The following is a 15,998-nucleotide window of genomic DNA, read 5'->3' as shown; positions in this document are numbered from 1 at the left end:
CGACGCCATCTATCGGTAGATCAGTAATAGCGATTAGACGTGACATGTTGACACGCCTAGGCTTAAAGCTGACCAAACCGTCGGTGATGCCTAATGAACGCCAAGCGCCCCGGCTGCGCGGCGCCCGCTCTTGAAACGCCCGCGCCCGCCGCAAGCCAGACATACAGTTACTGCAACCTTGAATACTCCGAATCATCCAGCACCGCGCTGGCCGAGGAAGTCGCGTTGGCGATCGCCTACAACGGCATCAGCCAGGCGGTCATGTTGGTGACGCCGACAGACCTTGAAGACTTCATCGTCGGCTTCAGCCTCGGCAGCGGCATCATCGAAGACGCTTCAGACATCTATGACCTGCAACTCAGCGGCTCGGGGTCGGCGCAATACGCGCAAGTGACCATCGCCAACCGCGCTTTCTGGAACCTCAAGCAGCAGCGCCGGCAACTGGCCGGCACCAGCGGTTGCGGGCTCTGTGGCGTGGAAGCGGTGGAGCAAGCGCTGCCCGATCTCAAAGTGCTGCCCGGCGCCCCGCTGCCCCCGGCCGAATGGCTGGACGGCCTGCGCCATCGCATCGGCGAATTCCAGCCTTTGGGCCAGCATTGCGGCGCGGTGCATGCGGCGGTGTTCATGAATGGCAAAGGCGAATTGCTGCTGGGCCGTGAAGACATCGGCCGACACAACGCCCTCGACAAGCTGATCGGCGGATTGATCCGCCAGAAAATCCCGACCACCGATGGTCTGGCGATTGTCACCAGCCGTTGCAGCCTCGAATTGATCCAGAAAGTTTTACGCGCCGGCATCCAGACCCTGGTCAGCCTGTCGTCGCCCACGGGCTTGGCCGTGCAATGGGCCCGTCGACACAACCTCAATCTCATCCACCTGCCGCAGAAAAGTGCGCCGCGGGTCTACAGCCCCGCGTCGGAGAATCAAGCGTGAGCCAACACCAACAAGCCGACCAGAAACCCGTTCCACGTTACAAGCCCTATAAAGGACCGGCCGGTGGCTGGGGCGCGCTGGCCAGCGTTGCCCGTGCCTGGTTGACCAGCGACAACGCGTTGAAAAATCTGCGCATGATGCTCAAGACCAACAAGAACGGCGGGTTCGACTGCCCCGGTTGCGCCTGGGGCGATTCTAAGGAAGCCGGCATGGTGGCGTTCTGCGAGAACGGCGCCAAAGCAGTGAACTGGGAAGCGACCAAACGGCGTGTCGACGGCGCATTCTTCGCCAAGCACAGCGTCAGCTCGTTGCTGGAGCAAAGTGATTATTGGCTCGAGTACCAGGGCCGTCTGACCGAGCCGCTGAGCTACGACGCCGAAACCGATCGTTACAAACCGATCAGCTGGGAAGCCGCCTTCGCCCTGATCGGCAAACACCTGCAAGGGCTGTCGAGTCCGAATCAGGCCGAGTTCTACACCTCGGGCCGTGCCAGCAACGAAGCGGCGTTCCTCTATCAATTGTTCGTGCGCGCCTATGGCACCAACAATTTCCCCGACTGCTCGAACATGTGCCACGAAGCCAGCGGTGTGGCATTGGCCCAAAGCGTCGGCGTCGGCAAAGGCACGGTGACCTTCGACGACTTCGAACACGCCGATGCGATTTTCGTCTGGGGCCAGAACCCTGGCACCAACCACCCGCGGATGCTCGAGCCACTGCGCGAAGCGGTGAAACGCGGTGCGCAGGTGGTGTGCATCAACCCGCTGAAAGAGCGCGGCCTGGAACGCTTCCAGCACCCGCAACACCCGATTGAAATGCTCACCAACGGCGACAAGCCGACCAACACTGCGTACTTCCGTCCGGCATTGGGCGGCGACATGGCGATCATGCGCGGCATGGCCAAGTTCCTGCTGCAATGGGAGCGCGATGCGCAGAAGGCTGGTGAGCCTGCGGTGTTCGACCACGACTTCCTCAATGAACACAGCGCCAACGTCTTGGAATACCTCGGCATCGTCGACGACACCTCGTGGGAGCAGATCGTTGAGCAGTCCGGCCTGTCCTTGGTGGAAGTCGAGCAAGCGGCGCGCATGTACGCCAAAGGCAAGAACGTGATCATGTGCTGGGCGATGGGCATCACCCAGCATCGCCATTCGGTGGCGACCATCCAGGAAATCGCCAACCTGATGCTGCTGCGCGGCAACATCGGCCGGCCGGGGGCCGGTCTGTGCCCGGTGCGCGGCCACAGTAACGTGCAGGGCGACCGGACGATGGGCATCAACGAGCGTCCGCCGGTGGCGTTCCTCGACTCCCTGGAGCGGCGCTTCCAGTTCAAGGTGCCGCGTGAAAACGGCCACAACGTGGTCGAGGCGATTCACGCCATGGCCGACGGCCGTTCGAAAGTCTTCATCGGCCTGGGCGGCAACTTCGCCCAAGCCACACCGGACAGCCCACGGACCTTCCAGGCCCTGAGTAACTGCGACTTGACCGTGCAGATCAGCACCAAGCTCAACCGCAGCCATTTGGTCCATGGTAAAGACGCGTTGATCCTGCCGTGCCTGGGCCGTACCGATATCGATATCCAGACCGAAGGCGCCCAAGCGGTGACCGTGGAAGACTCATTCAGCATGGTCCACGCCTCCAACGGTCAGTTGCAGCCGTTGTCGAACCTGATGCGCTCGGAACCTGCAATCATCGCCGGTATCGCCGCCGCGACCCTGGGCAGCAAACCGGTGGACTGGAACTGGCTGGTGGCCGATTACAGCCGTATCCGCGACCTGATCGCCGACACCATCCCGGGCTTTCGGGACTTCAACGAGAAAGTCCAGAACCCAGGCGGTTTCTATCTGGGCAGCAGTGCCGGCGCACGTCGCTGGAATACCCCATCGGGTCGGGCCAATTTCCGTCCGAACATCCTGCCCAAAGACCTGGTGCACGAACGCACCCGCGCCACCGGAGTACTGCCGGACCTGATCATGCAGTCGATGCGCTCCCATGATCAGTACAACACCACCATCTATGGTCTTGATGATCGTTATCGCGGCGTGAAAGGTCAGCGGGATGTGTTGTTCGTCAATGAAGCCGACATCATTCGCCTGGGGTTCAAACCGGGGCAGAAAGCTGACATCGTTTCGATCTGGGATGATGGCCGTGAGCGGCGGGTCAAGGGCTTCACCCTGCTGGCGTTTGATATTCCTGCCGGGCAAGCGGCTGCGTACTATCCGGAAGTGAACCCGCTGGTGCCGTTGGAAAGCACCGGGGATGGCAGCCATACGCCGACGTCGAAGTTTGTGGCGATCCGGTTGGAAGCGGCGAGCGAGACGGGGCTGATCATGGCCAAGTCAGCTTAACGCAAAATCAAAAGATCGCAGCCTTCGGCAGCTCCTACAGAGGAAACGCATATCCCGCGTAGGAGCTGCCGAAGGCTGCGATCTTTGGGCAATGTCGCTGACGCAACCACTTTCCAATCGCCCACAAAAAAGGCCGTTTTATATAAAAACGGCCTTTGAGAAGTAGCTAAAGACCGGCGAAAAACACTTAAGTTCCGCCCAAAAAACAGCAACTTATAGAAATGTGCTCAAGTCGTGTTACTCGTCGGATTTCTATTGTCACAACCACGACACAGCCTCAGGATCGCGCCGTCATCCCCTTGAGGTTCCTCTATGAAGTTCTCCTCGATTCTCTTGTTGTCCCTTGGCCTGGTCAGTGGCTTCGCGTCTGCTGGCGGCACCACCGAAGCAGGTGTGGGCGGCGCATTGGGCGGGGTTCTGGGCTCGGTCGTCGGCCAATCGCTAGGCGGCAGTACAGGTTCAACCATTGGCGCGGCCCTGGGCGGCGCGGGTGGTAGCGCAGTTGGCGCAGACAGACACAGCCGTGGCCAAGCCGCCATTGGCGGTGCGTTGGGCGCAGCTGGCGGTAACGTGGTCGGCCGCAGCATGGGCGGCACCACCGGTAGCCTCATCGGCTCCGCAGCAGGCGGCGGTCTCGGTGGCGCGCTGGGTAACCATATGGGCAACAGTAGCTATGACGATGATCGTCGCTCCAATCGTCGTGGTTATGACGATGATGATCGTCGCTACTACCGTGGTCACCCGGGTCGCGGCCATGCCTACGGCCATCGCAAGCATCACCATCGCTATCACGATGACGACTGAGGCTTGAATCGCCTCGTCGACCGGTAGATCCAAAAATCGCAGCCCTCGGGCTGCGATTTTTTTTGCCCTCAGGTTGCCAGTCGCTCCAATGCCCCGCGCAACCCGGCAGGAATCGCCACCGGCTGGTTCGACAGCCGATCCACGAATACATGCACGAAGCGCCCTGCCGCGCAGGCCTCATCTTCTCCAGCCTTGAACACCGCCAGCTCGTACTGCACCGAACTGTTGCCCAACTTGCCGACCCGCAGGCCAATCTCGATCCGATCCGGGAAGGCAATAGACGCGAAGTAATCGCAGGCCGAACTCACCACAAAACCCACCACCTCACCGTCATGGATATTCAGACCGCCGACTTCAATCAGGTAGGTGTTCACCGCCGTGTCGAAAAAACTGTAGTAGGTGACGTTGTTGACGTGACCGTAAGCGTCATTGTCGTGCCAGCGGGTGGTGATGGGCTGGAAATGGGGATAGTCGGTGCGTTGGGGCATCGGGTTGGACATCAGCGTCGGTTCCTTCATGATCGTTCCCACGCTCGGCGTGGGAATGCAGCCCGTGACGCTCTGCGTCACATTCAAGAGCGGACGCAGAGCGCCCATGGAGGCGTTCCCACGCAGAGCGTGGGAACGATCAGCACGTCACATAAAACTACATCTCGGCAAACCCTTTGCCTTGCGCCGCCAACTCCCCAATCAACCGCGCCGGCGCCCAGTGATCGCCCTGTTTGGTCTCAAGCTGCAACAATCGCAGATGAATATCGTCCAGCCCTTGCTGATCCGCCCAGGCCATCGGCCCGCCCTTGTCCGCCGGGAAACCATAACCGTTGAGGTACACCAGATCGATGTCATGCGCCGACGCCGCAATGCCTTCCTGAAGGATCTTCGCCCCTTCATTGACCAGTGCCAGCAAGCTGCGCTCAAGAATCTCCTCTGGCCCTATCTCACGCCGCTGAAACCCCAGCCCTTCGCTGACTTCCAGTACCAGCGCATCGACTTCCACATCGTGCTCAGCCTGACGACTGCCCGGTTCGTAATGGTAATACCCATCGCCGCTCTTCTGACCGAAACGCCCCAACTCGCACAGGCGGTTGTCCACCTGAACCTCCGGCGCATCCTGGCCTTTGCCAGCCAGTTCGCGAGCGCGCCATTCCAGGTCAATACCGACCACGTCATACATGCGGAACGGCCCCATGGCGAAACCAAAACCTTGCAGCGCCGCATCCACCTGATAAGGCAACGCACCCTCCAACAGCATCTTGCGCGCTTCGAGCACGTACGGATGCAGCATGCGGTTGCCGATGAAACCGTGGCAGTTGCCCGAGACCACGCTGACCTTGCCCATGCGCTGGCCCAGTGCCAGGGCGGCATCAAGCACCGTCGGTGCCGTCTGGGCCCCGCGTACGATCTCCAGCAATTTCATGATGTGCGCCGGGCTGAAGAAGTGCAGGCCCAGAACCTGCTGCGGGCGGCGAGTGGCGGCGGCGATGGCGTCGATATCCAGCGCCGAGGTATTGCTGGCCAGAATCGCTTCAGGTTTGAGCAGGCCGTCGAGTTCGCGGAAGATTTTCTGCTTCAGCTCGAGGTTTTCGTAGACCGCTTCAATAACCAGATCAACATCGTGGATCGCTGCGTAATCGGCAGCCGCCGTTACCCGTGCAATGCGCGCATCCGCCTCGGTCTGATCGATCCGCCCCTGACGCACGTTATGGGCGTAAGTGTCAGCCACGCTGGTCAGCGCCTGCTCAAGCATCTGCGGATTGTTATCGACCCACTGCACCGGCACCCCCGCATTGGCCAGGCACATGACGATGCCACGGCCCATGGTGCCCGCCCCAATCACGGCGGCACGCTGAATATCGAACGATGTCTGGCTCATGGTTGTTGTTCTCTTATTGGCGATCCAAAGACAGTCCTCACCATAGTCAGCCTATGGGTGTTTTTGAAGTTTATTCCCGTGATGGGCGACATTCAGCGGATGGATGCGTCCCGATCCCGCAGATTAGAGGTTCGCCTCCGCCCACGTCCGGACGTCGGCATACGGATAATCCTCCAGCGCCGCAAACCCCGGAATCGACCGCGCCTTGAGCTTGGTAAACAGCGGCACGCTGATCCCGCACAAAAATCGCGTCACGCGCTCCGCCGATGGAACACTCCCCGTGTATTGCTGGTGCCTGTGGATAAAATCACTGCACAGCGCTTCAAAATTCTTATCCACAAGCGCCGGCAATTCCGGTGGTTCGGGTAGCCGCGCTACGTGGCCGTGACACACCGAACAATGCCCGCAACGCTGTGGCGCGTTTTCGTCGCCGAAGTACTCGGCGAGGCGATAGCCCAGGCAGTGGTCGGTAGCGAACAGATCCAGCATGGCGTGAATCCGCGCGATCTCGGTGCGTTCGTGCTGGGTGAAGTAGCCATGCAATTCGGCACTCAAGGCCTGCGGATCAAAGCCGGCTTGCAGCAGGCTATAAACCTCCGTCATCTGCTTGCTTTCAAGCTCCACCCAGCCCTTTTCCTGGAAGTAATCCAGCGCCTTGACCACCCGACTGCGCTCGGCGGAGTGCTGCTGATACAGTGCGTCGAAATTCACCGTGGCCCAGGTCCGTGCGCGACTGGAGGTCTGGATGATCGCCGAAACAAAGTCCCTGCGCTCTCCCTCGAAACGGGCCAGCAACGCCTCAGGCTCCTGCAAATACTTGAAGCGGTATTCAGCGTAATAGGCATAGCGCGGAGCGATCAGCCCACGCAACTCCAGCTGTACCAGCAAGGTCTTGAGCGGTAACTGGCGAATATTGCTCTGATCAGCCAAAGGCCCCAGCAGAAACTCCCACTGCCCCTCAGGCGCGGCGGCTTGCAACTCGTCGAGCACACAACGAATGCCGTCCCGCTCCGGCGTGTCGCCGTAAACGAAGTTCTCCAGCACGTTAAGGCTGTCGCGGTTGGCCAGCACCAGGCAATCGGACGGCTGCCCGTCACGCCCGGCGCGGCCGATTTCCTGGCTGTAGTTTTCGATGGATTTGGGCAGGTCGAAATGCACCACATTGCGGATATCGCTTTTGTCGATGCCCATGCCGAAGGCGATGGTGGCGACGATGCAATTGGACTGCCCGCCCATGAACCGGCGCTGAATCGCTTCCCGTTGCTCGTGGGGCAAACCGGCGTGATAGGCCTCGGCCTGTATGCCGTTGCGCCCCAGATGTTCGGCGATGTGCTCAGCGGTTTTCTGCAAGGTGACGTAGACGATGCTTGGCTGGCCGGGACGCTGGCTCATCCACTCGACCAGGCGGCGGCGCTTGTCCTTGCCACGCACCGGTTCCACCAATAGATTGAGGTTGGGCCGGTAGAAACCGGTGGTCACCACATCCTCAGGCGCAATGGCGAACCTGGCCTCCATGTCGGCGATCACCTTGGGTGTCGCGGTGGCCGTCAGCAACAGCGCTTGAGGGATGTTGAACTGGCGCTGATAGTCCGGCAGCTTGAGGTAGTCGGGGCGGAAGTTGTGACCCCACTCGGAGATGCAGTGGGCCTCGTCCACCACCAACAGCGAGATGGGCACCTGCTGCAGAAAATGGCGAAAGCGCTCGTTCTTCAGGCGCTCCACGGAAATCATCAGAATCTTCAATTCGCCGGACTTGGCCCGGGCCATCACATCGCTGGCGTCATCGCGACTCTGGGCCGAATCGATACTGCCCGCCGCAATGCCATGGCGCTGCAAGAACGCTAACTGATCCTGCATCAACGCCAGCAGAGGCGAGACCACCAGCGTCAGGTGCGGCAGCAGGATGGCCGGTAACTGATAGCACAGGGATTTGCCCGATCCGGTAGGGAAAATCGCCGCTGCCGAACGCCCGGCCAGTACCGCGCTGACCGCCGCCTCCTGGCCGGGCCGAAACTGTGGATAACCGAAAACCTGTTCCAGGGTGTTGTGCATAAGCTGTCACTCCGTTGACCGCTGCGAAGCCCAAAGCCTAGCCGGCGAACGCAGCGAGTCGAGAAAAGGTCGGGGGCAAAAACGATACGGGATGATACAGCGTCAACCCATCGATTCCTTCGCCACAGATTGAAACAAACGAGGCACTTTGCCCCCTGACATCAGCCCCCTGTCAGCCGGTAAGGTTCGCCCCGAGAAAAACCATTATCCGCGAAGTTTTCATCAAGGCAGGACGCCTGTACGCGGATCCTCACAAAGGAACAATCATGTCTAACACTCTGCTTTTTCCAATCGCCCTTGTCTTTGCATCCCTGCTGCTGAGCGGGTGCATGAAGCTCCCTGACGATCCCCTCTACGCTGCGCCCACAACTCTGGACAGCGCCTCACAGACTTAGTCATCGATCGACTGACCTCGGGTAGCTACGGCACCAATACCGCCACCCGCAACTGCTCATCCAGCGCCTGTTCATGAAATACCCGGCTCTTGCTCGCCCACGCCGCATAAGCCGGGCTTATTTCCCCCGTAAACGCCGCCGCCAGCTGACGCAAATCGGCGACGCTACGTACACGAGGACAGAAGAGTTGGTCCTCGCAGTTCTGACTTGCACTGCGATAGGTGATCAGCAACCGATCCCACAACCCGTCACGCACCTGCCTGACCGACTTGAGCTTCACAGCCTGCACGCCCAGTCGCTGTTTCAGCCCCTGTTCATCCAACGCTTCGCTGGCCAGCAGCGCCTTGCCCACCATCAACACCTCGGCGCGAGATGCGGTGTCGATGTCCGCTTGGGTGGTCAGCGCATCCGGCCAACCGGTTCGCTCCATATTGGCGAGCACGAGCGAATGACCGACGTCAGCAGCACCCGCTATCCGACAAACACCGGCCCACAACAATAAAATCGAGGCCACACGTAGCCACTGCATACCTAATTCCCTTTAAGGGTCGACTCAGACGCTTCGAAACGTCCTACAAATTCTGGCGCGCACCTTAGAGAGGTTTGATGCGTTAAGCCTGACAATCCCGTAGGAATATCGACCTCCAGGGGAAAAGCTTAAAAAATAGTCGAGAGGGGCGTAGGCAAAGGGCGATAACACCAGTAAACCCCCTACAAAACCTGTCCACTTGCACCACCTTGCGACGCCTCGCCGCGGCCCTCTATAGTTTTCGAAGCGGCTGAAAACACTGTGTCGGCCCGCCGGAGCGACTTCGTACAGGACACGCCTCAACCATGAACACGTTCAACCCGTTGACCAACCGCTATCGCCCACTCAAGACCAGCTACAGCGACACCCCCGTTTTGGTCATCGACACCGAAGCCAATCCTCACGAGATCCTCGACGCCGCTCTGCAACGCATCCGTGCCGCCAGCGACCTGCTCGAAACCCTCTATTGCCTGTGTTTCAAACAGGCCGACGCGAAAGACATTCCCAATATTGTCAAAGCGTTGTACCTGCTGACCCAGGACGGCAACGAACTACTCGAAATTGCCCGGCAACGCCTGCCGAAAACCACAGCGGTTTGAATGAAAATCTCGGTGGGAGCCAAACGCTTGATGGCAATCAAACGAGACAAATAGCAAAAGAGATAAGTCCGTAGGCAAGGGCCTATCGAAGCTTCATCCCGGTCCTACAAGCACAGACACCTTGTCGCCTATCGCCACCCGGCGGCTCACACCTATAGTCGGACTGTCGCTGCCAAATCAGCGACTCGGGCTTGGTCACCCGATGGAATACGTAAACGCGTCCGTTGTATGCTGCCGGCACCTCAAGTGTCTGTACGCTATATGGTGGCTGTGTTTGGGACGCCTTAAGGCGTGCCGGTCTTATGTATTCCTCCGGTTGACCAACCCGAACACAGTCCGCCTCCATCGCTTGGTCACGATGGCGGTGCTTTCATCTGATGCATTAGGAATACATAAAATGAATACATGGAATCCGCTCACCAACGCTCGTTACCTTCCGCTGCAAACCAACCTTACCGACACCCAGCCCCTGATCATCGACACAGAGGCCAATCCCCAAGACATCCTCGAAGCCGCCCTCCAGCGCATCCGAGCCTCCAGTGACCTCCTCAAAACCCTGCACTGCCATTGCTTCAAGCAAGGCGACGTCGAAGACATTCCCCACATTACCCACGCGCTCTACCTGCTGACCCAGGACGGCTGCGACCTGCTGAAAGTCGCCCAGCAACGCATGATGAATTGGAAAGCACCTACCTGACGCCGAGTGAAGATCGTTCCCACGCTCCGCGTGGGAATGCCTCTACGGACGCTCCGCGTTCGGCCCTTGGGACGCAGAGCGTCGAAAGCCGCCATCGAACACTGGAGATAACCATGAGCATGTTTTTTGATGAGCTAATGGAAAGCGTGCAACAGATGAACGAAATCATCCGCGGTGGGCGTGAGCCTTCCCGCGAATTTCATGTTGATGCGTTGCAAGTCCAAGAAATTCGTATGGCTACCGATCTGACTCAGGCCAAGTTCGTAGCGTTTATTGACGACCGACTCGCCGCAAAGTCAGGCTTAATCAGCCTCATCGATATACACCCAACGGAAGATGCACCATGAACCTCGCACCCAACTTCCCCGACGACCACACCATGCACCTGCTTATACAGCTGCTGCACGAAGAACTCGGTCTGCCCGAACGCAAAACGCTCAGCCTCAGCACTTCGATCAATTTCGACCTGAGCTGCGACGGTGCAGATGCGCGCCATTTGATGGAAGCGCTGGAAGAACAGTTTGGGATCGACTTCGTGGACTACGACGCGTATCGGTACTTTCAGCCGGAAGGGTTTGATGTGTTCCTCAAACGCAGGGCGAAGGGTCGAGGCGACAAAATCCCACTGACCATTGGCATGCTTTACCAAGCGATCAAGGTGCAACGGTGGGATACAAAAGCTCTGGAAGAGATCTAGCCGATCACTTAAGTGGCAATATTCTGGCTGTTTTTAGCGATTTGAGTTGGAATAATGGCAGTTTCAATAATCCGCCTCCCACGTATATCTGGAGCGGCCGTACTGGCAGAGAGAGTCTTGCTACACGTTGGGGCAGCCCAGCAAATCACTACATAAGTGCTATTATTCTGGCAGTTAAAGCCTAAAAACGAAGGAATAATGGCATATGGCTAAAAAAACAGCCCCCCTGCTGCCGTCTGCATCCAGGTTGCTCTCCGAGTTTGGCGAACGACTCAAACTCGCTCGACTACGTCGCAAGCTGACAGCCAAGCAAGTGGCTGAGAGAGCAGGCATGTCGCTGACAACGCTGCGCTCATTGGAGTCCGGCGGCTCAGGCGTGACGATCGGTGCCTATATGTCCGTGATGCAGGTTCTGGGCTTGGAAAAAGACTTGAACAAGCTCGCAGCAACGGATGAGTTGGGACGCCAACTGCAAGACGCGCAATTAGCGAACGCAGCATCCAGTAAGCGCCAACGAGTGCGCAACGTGACTTCAACGAAAGCGTCGTCACCCATTCGCGACAGGGCTACGGAAGCACTGGAAAGCCCCATCTCCGAATCGGATCTTGAAGTTGATTTCCCATTGAACACCCACTCTTTTTCCAATTTGTTTACCAAGAAAAAGTCTAAACCTGAGACGGATTAAAAATGACACTGATCGCGGTGTATGCCGATTGGGAAACCCTGCAAAGTCCAAGGCGTCTTGGGTTTCTTCACGCTAGAAAGGCTCGCTCCACTAACGTGTTCGAGTTTGAGTACGACACCGCTGCTTTGGCCGATCCCGAGTTGAATTTCACGACGTTGGATCCCCGCATCAGACTCTTCGAAGGGCGGCAGTTCCCTGGACAGCATCAGACCCGTTTCGGCGTTTTTGCCGACTCAAGCCCGGATCGTTGGGGTCAATTACTGATGAAACGCCGACTGGAACGGGACATCCGCGACGGCTTGGTCCCGAAGGGTACCAAGCTCTATGAGTCGGACTTCCTGTTAGGCGTTCATGACCTCTATCGAGTTGGTGCTATTCGTTACAAGCTCAATGACGAAGGCAATTTTCTGGATGATCGAGATGGTTTGGCGGCGCCTCCTTTTGTCGAATTACGCGCGTTGGAGCAGGCAAGTCGAGCATTGGAAAACGATCCAGACAACACCTCACTCGATGGGCGCGAATGGCTGAGAATGTTGATCGCACCCGGCGGTTCATTGGGCGGTGCCAGGCCAAAGGCCAGTGTTGCTGACAAGAATGGTCATCTGTGGATCGCCAAGTTTCCGAGCACTCGGGACAACTATGACGTCGGCGGATGGGAATTCGTGGTGAGTGTTCTGGCGAATCAATGCGGTCTGCGGGTGGCGAAGGGTATTGCGCAACGCTATGCGAGCAACCACCACTGCTTCATGGTCAAGCGCTTCGACCGTACCGAAACGGGTGGGCGATTACATTTCGCGTCAGCCATGACCATGACTGACCGCGTAGACGGTGACGATGCATCGGTGGGAGCCAGCTATCTAGAGCTGGCAGAAGTGCTCATAAAGCATGGCTCAGAACCCGACAAAGATCTCCGCGAGTTGTGGTCGCGTATCGTGTTCAACATCCTGGTCTCCAATACCGACGACCACATGCGCAACCATGGCTTTCTTCTTGATCCCGGTCGTGGGTGGCGTCTCTCTGATGCCTACGACATGAATCCGGTAGCACACGCCGACGGATTGAAGCTCAACATTACAGATGCCGACAATGCTTTAGATCTCGAACTCGCTCGCGAAGTGGCCGAGTACTTTCGGGTTAGCCGTGCAGACGCGGAAGAAATTATTGGGAGTTTCCAAGAAGTGGTGAGCCAGTGGCCAAAAGTGGCCAGCGCGGTTGGGCTGTCGAAGCGCGAACAAGACAATATGGCTACCGCGTTCAGGCTCTCAGGCAGTTAGCTGAACTGATGCGATACGCGACCATTCCCTCTTATCATCGAACAATCGCTACTTCCAACCCGAAGGCTACGATGTGTTTTTCAAACGCTAAGCCAAGGGTCGCAGCGACAAAGCCCCGCTGACCATTGGCATGCTCTACAAAGCAATCAAGAAGCAACGCTGGGACACGCAGGAAGTGGAAGAGGTCTAGTGGATCAGGACACCAGAAGTGGAATTATTCTGGCTGTTTAGCGTGTTTACTGCGGGAATATTGCCAGTTCTGTCTCAAGGGAAATGAATCTGCACCCACAAAAAAGCCGCCCCAAAGGGCGGCTTTCTCATTACATCAATCCAACTCTTACAACTTCGGCCCAGCAGCCTTGATCGCGTCGCTCACGTCGAACTTCTTGAAGTTCTCAACAAACAACCCGGCCAGCGCTTTCGCGGCTTCATCGTAAGCAGCCTTGTCAGCCCAGGTGTTACGTGGGTTCAACAGGCCAGTCTCAACGCCCGGCACAGCCAATGGCACGTCAAGGTTGATGGTGTCCAGGTGCTCAGTCTCGGCACCGATCAACGCGCCGCTCTGGATAGCTGCGATCACGCCGCGAGTGGTCGGGATGTTGAAGCGTTTGCCGACGCCGTAGCCGCCGCCGGTCCAGCCGGTGTTGACCAGGTAAACCTTGGAGCCGAAGCCGCGGATACGTTTGATCAGCAGTTCTGCGTATTCGCCAGCCGGACGCGGGAAGAACGGTGCGCCGAAGCAGGTGGAGAAGGTCGACTTGATGCCGCTGCCGGAACCCATTTCGGTCGAGCCCACCAGTGCGGTGTAGCCGGACAGGAAGTGGTAGGCCGCTTGTTCTTCATTGAGGATCGACACTGGCGGCAGGACGCCGGTCAGGTCGCAGGTCAGGAAGATCACCGCGTTTGGCTCGCCACCGAGGTTCTTCTCGGAACGCTTGGCTACGTGCTCCAGCGGGTAGGCGGCGCGGCTGTTCTGGGTCAGGCTGACATCGGTGTAGTCGGCGTGCTTGGCGTCGTCGATAACAACGTTTTCCAGGACTGCGCCGTGTTTGATGGCTTTCCAGATGACCGGCTCGTTCTTCTCGGACAGGTCGATGCACTTGGCATAGCAACCGCCTTCGATGTTGAACACCACGCCCTCGCCCCAGCCGTGTTCGTCGTCACCGATCAGGTAACGGCTTTCGTCGGCGGACAGGGTGGTCTTGCCGGTGCCGGACAGACCGAAGAACAGGGTCACGTCGCCCGCTTCGCCGATGTTGGCGGCGCAGTGCATTGGCAGCACGTCGGCGGCCGGCAGCAGGAAGTTCTGCACCGAGAACATGGCTTTCTTCATTTCACCGGCGTAGCGCATGCCGGCGAGCAGCACTTTTTTCTGCGCGAAGTTGATGATCACGCAACCGTCGGAGTTGGTGCCGTCACGCTCTGGCACGCACTCGAAGTTGGCGACGTTCAGAACTTGCCACTCTTCACGACCGGCCGGGTTGTACTGGGCCGGGTTGATGAACAGGCAACGACCGAACAGGTTCTGCCAGGCAGTCTGGGTAGTCATTTTCACGGCCAGGTAGTGCTCTTCAGCCGAACCTACGTGCACGTGGGAAACGAAATGCTCTTGCGCGTTGTTGAACGCCTCGACGCGAGCCCACAAGGCATCGAACTTGTCGGCCGGGAACTTGCGGTTGATCGGGCCCCAGGCAATGGCGTCCTGGGTGGTCGGCTCTTCAACGATGAAACGATCGACTGGCGAACGGCCGGTACGGTGACCGGTGCGAACAACCAGCGCGCCGGTATCGGCAAGCTCGCCTTCACCGCGATTCAGGGCTTGTTTAACCAGATCATCAACACTCAGATCGGTGTACACGGCGTTATTGGCTTGCGTCATGAGGTTCCCCGTCGGCCAGTGGCCGAGTGCTCCAAACGTTTTGTAGTAGAAAGTCGTGCACTACTACCGCGAAAAAAGTGGGCCGGATTATGCCAGAAAAGCCCAAAAAGTGTAGGGCCCTCCCGTCAGAACGGCGTTATTCCGGCGCTAAGCAGTGAATTTACCTGCGCTGAAGCGTTTTAGTGACGGGTATCTGACGGCGTATCAACCCCTGCTCCGGCGAATAATTGGGTGATATCGGCCGCGTCGAACAGGTAGCGCTCGTTGCAAAACTGGCAATCGACCTCGATGCTGCCGCCATGCTCGACGACCAGCTGCTGAGCATCTTCCAGACCCAGACTGACCAGTGCATTGCCCGAGCGTTCCCGGGAGCAACTGCAATGGAAGCGCAGTTTCTGCACATCGAACAGACGCACTTGTTCTTCGTGGTAGAGGCGATGGAGCACGGTTTCGTTGTCCAGGCTCAGCAATTCGTCGGCGGTCAGGGTGCTGGCCAGGGCGGTGATGTGCTGCCAACTGGCGGCGCGATCTTCTTCATCTTTCAGACGGTCGGCAGGCAATTGCTGCAACAACAGGCCACGGGCACGGGCACGACGGCCGTCGGCGTACAGCTTGAAGCGGGTGCCGACCTGCTGCGACATGACGAAATAGTTGGTGAAGCAATCGGACAGGGTTTCGCCGTCGAGATCGACAATGCCCTGATAGCGCTGGCCTTGAGTCGGGTCGACCGTCAGCGCCAACACGCCATTGGGCATCAGGTCGGCGAGGGTCGCATCGGGCGCGATCTGCTCGGCGTCGTAACGGGCCAGGCCGCGAATTTCGCGCTCGCTGGAGCACTCGATCATCAGCATCGGCACCGGACCTTCGGAGCGGGCCTGAAGAATCAGCAAGCCATCGAACTTCAAGGTGCCTACCAGCAACGCTGCAGCCGCCATCAGCTCGCCCAGCAGTTGTGCGACCGGCTCCGGATAGGTGTGTTTGGCGAGGACTTCGGCATAGCTACGCTCCAATGCCACCAGTTCGCCGCGGGTGTCGCTGTCATCGAAGATGAAGCGTTGGGTGTAGTCGGTATCCGGTAGATCGGTCATAGGTCTGGGTATCTGAAGTGGTGACAAAAAAGGTTACAAAAAATGAAACACGCCGTAGCAGCACTTTTGGGGGTGAGCTTAGCCATAGCGGCATTTTATGAACAATTCGGGGTTGTTCCAAGCAAGGTCAAACCTCGGTTTTCGACGAG

Annotated in this window: 15 protein-coding genes and 1 pseudogene; 10 read left to right on the top strand and 6 right to left on the bottom strand. The window is 58.4% G+C overall.

The features are described 5' to 3' along the window. Window positions 1-93 precede the first annotated feature (93 nt). From fdhD to AC1RO5_RS27950, 3 genes are all read left to right on the top strand, one after another. Window positions 94-933 carry a formate dehydrogenase accessory sulfurtransferase FdhD gene (fdhD, locus tag AC1RO5_RS27960; RefSeq protein WP_493178876.1) on the top strand — a complete coding sequence of 280 codons (840 nt, stop codon included), beginning with the start codon at window positions 94-96 and terminating at the stop codon, window positions 931-933. Beyond that, the gene (locus AC1RO5_RS27955) at window positions 930-3,278 is read left to right on the top strand and encodes an FdhF/YdeP family oxidoreductase (RefSeq protein ID WP_493178875.1); all 2,349 of its coding nucleotides are present in this window, start codon (window positions 930-932) and stop codon (window positions 3,276-3,278) included. The genes fdhD and AC1RO5_RS27955 overlap by 4 nt, the downstream gene beginning before the upstream one ends. A 312-nt stretch (window positions 3,279-3,590) precedes the next feature. Continuing rightward, window positions 3,591-4,082: a glycine zipper domain-containing protein gene (locus tag AC1RO5_RS27950; RefSeq protein ID WP_493178873.1), complete on the top strand. Its 492-nt coding sequence runs from the start codon at window positions 3,591-3,593 to the stop codon at window positions 4,080-4,082. A gap of 68 nt (window positions 4,083-4,150) precedes the next feature. On the opposite strand, the gene AC1RO5_RS27945 is transcribed toward AC1RO5_RS27950, so the two are convergent. From AC1RO5_RS27945 to AC1RO5_RS27930, 4 genes are all read right to left on the bottom strand, one after another. After that, a complete protein-coding gene (locus AC1RO5_RS27945; protein ID WP_493178920.1) occupies window positions 4,151-4,582 on the bottom strand; it encodes an acyl-CoA thioesterase in 432 nt (143 codons plus the stop codon). Window positions 4,583-4,727: 145 nt separating this feature from the next. After that, window positions 4,728-5,954, bottom strand: a complete 1,227-nt coding sequence (locus AC1RO5_RS27940) for a 3-hydroxyacyl-CoA dehydrogenase (protein ID WP_493178872.1) — start codon at window positions 5,952-5,954, stop codon at window positions 4,728-4,730. 123 nt (window positions 5,955-6,077) lie between these two features. Beyond that, on the bottom strand, window positions 6,078-8,006 hold the full coding sequence (locus AC1RO5_RS27935; protein ID WP_493178871.1) for a RecQ family ATP-dependent DNA helicase: 1,929 nt from the start codon (window positions 8,004-8,006) through the stop codon (window positions 6,078-6,080). A gap of 420 nt (window positions 8,007-8,426) precedes the next feature. Further along, a complete protein-coding gene (locus tag AC1RO5_RS27930) occupies window positions 8,427-8,930 on the bottom strand; it encodes a polysaccharide deacetylase (RefSeq protein WP_493178869.1) in 504 nt (167 codons plus the stop codon). Between the two features lie 305 nt (window positions 8,931-9,235). Between AC1RO5_RS27930 and AC1RO5_RS27925 the strand changes: the two genes are divergently transcribed. The 7 genes and pseudogenes from AC1RO5_RS27925 to AC1RO5_RS27895 all read left to right on the top strand — a co-directional run. Further along, entirely contained in the window at window positions 9,236-9,529 is a 294-nt protein-coding gene (locus tag AC1RO5_RS27925; protein ID WP_493178867.1) for a hypothetical protein, read from the top strand. Between the two features lie 397 nt (window positions 9,530-9,926). Then, entirely contained in the window at window positions 9,927-10,226 is a 300-nt protein-coding gene (locus AC1RO5_RS27920; protein WP_493178866.1) for a hypothetical protein, read from the top strand. Window positions 10,227-10,339: 113 nt separating this feature from the next. Further along, on the top strand, window positions 10,340-10,573 hold the full coding sequence (locus AC1RO5_RS27915; RefSeq protein ID WP_493178864.1) for a hypothetical protein: 234 nt from the start codon (window positions 10,340-10,342) through the stop codon (window positions 10,571-10,573). Then, window positions 10,570-10,923 carry a DUF1493 family protein gene (locus AC1RO5_RS27910; RefSeq protein ID WP_493178862.1) on the top strand — a complete coding sequence of 118 codons (354 nt, stop codon included), beginning with the start codon at window positions 10,570-10,572 and terminating at the stop codon, window positions 10,921-10,923. Before AC1RO5_RS27915 ends, AC1RO5_RS27910 begins: the two co-directional genes overlap by 4 nt. A 205-nt stretch (window positions 10,924-11,128) precedes the next feature. Next, the gene (locus AC1RO5_RS27905) at window positions 11,129-11,608 is read left to right on the top strand and encodes a helix-turn-helix domain-containing protein (protein WP_493178860.1); all 480 of its coding nucleotides are present in this window, start codon (window positions 11,129-11,131) and stop codon (window positions 11,606-11,608) included. A 2-nt stretch (window positions 11,609-11,610) separates the two neighbouring features. Continuing rightward, the gene (locus tag AC1RO5_RS27900; RefSeq protein WP_493178859.1) at window positions 11,611-12,882 is read left to right on the top strand and encodes a type II toxin-antitoxin system HipA family toxin; all 1,272 of its coding nucleotides are present in this window, start codon (window positions 11,611-11,613) and stop codon (window positions 12,880-12,882) included. A 46-nt stretch (window positions 12,883-12,928) separates the two neighbouring features. Further along, window positions 12,929-13,072: pseudogene (locus AC1RO5_RS27895) on the top strand (DUF1493 family protein); the annotation flags it as partial. Window positions 13,073-13,219: 147 nt separating this feature from the next. Here AC1RO5_RS27895 and AC1RO5_RS27890 read toward each other — a convergent pair. Both AC1RO5_RS27890 and hslO read right to left on the bottom strand, forming a co-directional pair. After that, window positions 13,220-14,761: a phosphoenolpyruvate carboxykinase gene (locus tag AC1RO5_RS27890; RefSeq protein WP_018929314.1), complete on the bottom strand. Its 1,542-nt coding sequence runs from the start codon at window positions 14,759-14,761 to the stop codon at window positions 13,220-13,222. A 179-nt stretch (window positions 14,762-14,940) separates the two neighbouring features. Further along, window positions 14,941-15,849, bottom strand: a complete 909-nt coding sequence (hslO, locus tag AC1RO5_RS27885) for an Hsp33 family molecular chaperone HslO (RefSeq protein WP_493178857.1) — start codon at window positions 15,847-15,849, stop codon at window positions 14,941-14,943. Window positions 15,850-15,998 lie beyond the last annotated feature (149 nt).

The sequence above is a fragment of the Pseudomonas sp. GW822-FHT02G04 genome, from assembly GCF_058802085.1.
This window is presented reverse-complemented; position numbering and strand designations above follow the sequence as displayed.

Excerpts from the sequence above, each read along its gene's own strand:
- AC1RO5_RS27920 (WP_493178866.1), top strand. The coding sequence starts at position 9,927 with ATGAATACATGGAATCCGCTCACCAACGCTCGTTACCTTCCGCTGCAA.
- AC1RO5_RS27950 (WP_493178873.1), top strand. The coding sequence starts at position 3,591 with ATGAAGTTCTCCTCGATTCTCTTGTTGTCCCTTGGCCTGGTCAGTGGC.
- AC1RO5_RS27900 (WP_493178859.1), top strand. The coding sequence starts at position 11,611 with ATGACACTGATCGCGGTGTATGCCGATTGGGAAACCCTGCAAAGTCCA.
- AC1RO5_RS27910 (WP_493178862.1), top strand. The coding sequence starts at position 10,570 with ATGAACCTCGCACCCAACTTCCCCGACGACCACACCATGCACCTGCTT.
- hslO (WP_493178857.1), bottom strand. The coding sequence starts at position 15,849 with ATGACCGATCTACCGGATACCGACTACACCCAACGCTTCATCTTCGAT.
- AC1RO5_RS27890 (WP_018929314.1), bottom strand. The coding sequence starts at position 14,761 with ATGACGCAAGCCAATAACGCCGTGTACACCGATCTGAGTGTTGATGAT.
- AC1RO5_RS27915 (WP_493178864.1), top strand. The coding sequence starts at position 10,340 with ATGAGCATGTTTTTTGATGAGCTAATGGAAAGCGTGCAACAGATGAAC.
- AC1RO5_RS27935 (WP_493178871.1), bottom strand. The coding sequence starts at position 8,006 with ATGCACAACACCCTGGAACAGGTTTTCGGTTATCCACAGTTTCGGCCC.
- AC1RO5_RS27925 (WP_493178867.1), top strand. The coding sequence starts at position 9,236 with ATGAACACGTTCAACCCGTTGACCAACCGCTATCGCCCACTCAAGACC.
- AC1RO5_RS27905 (WP_493178860.1), top strand. The coding sequence starts at position 11,129 with ATGGCTAAAAAAACAGCCCCCCTGCTGCCGTCTGCATCCAGGTTGCTC.
- AC1RO5_RS27930 (WP_493178869.1), bottom strand. The coding sequence starts at position 8,930 with ATGCAGTGGCTACGTGTGGCCTCGATTTTATTGTTGTGGGCCGGTGTT.
- AC1RO5_RS27945 (WP_493178920.1), bottom strand. The coding sequence starts at position 4,582 with ATGTCCAACCCGATGCCCCAACGCACCGACTATCCCCATTTCCAGCCC.
- fdhD (WP_493178876.1), top strand. The coding sequence starts at position 94 with ATGAACGCCAAGCGCCCCGGCTGCGCGGCGCCCGCTCTTGAAACGCCC.
- AC1RO5_RS27940 (WP_493178872.1), bottom strand. The coding sequence starts at position 5,954 with ATGAGCCAGACATCGTTCGATATTCAGCGTGCCGCCGTGATTGGGGCG.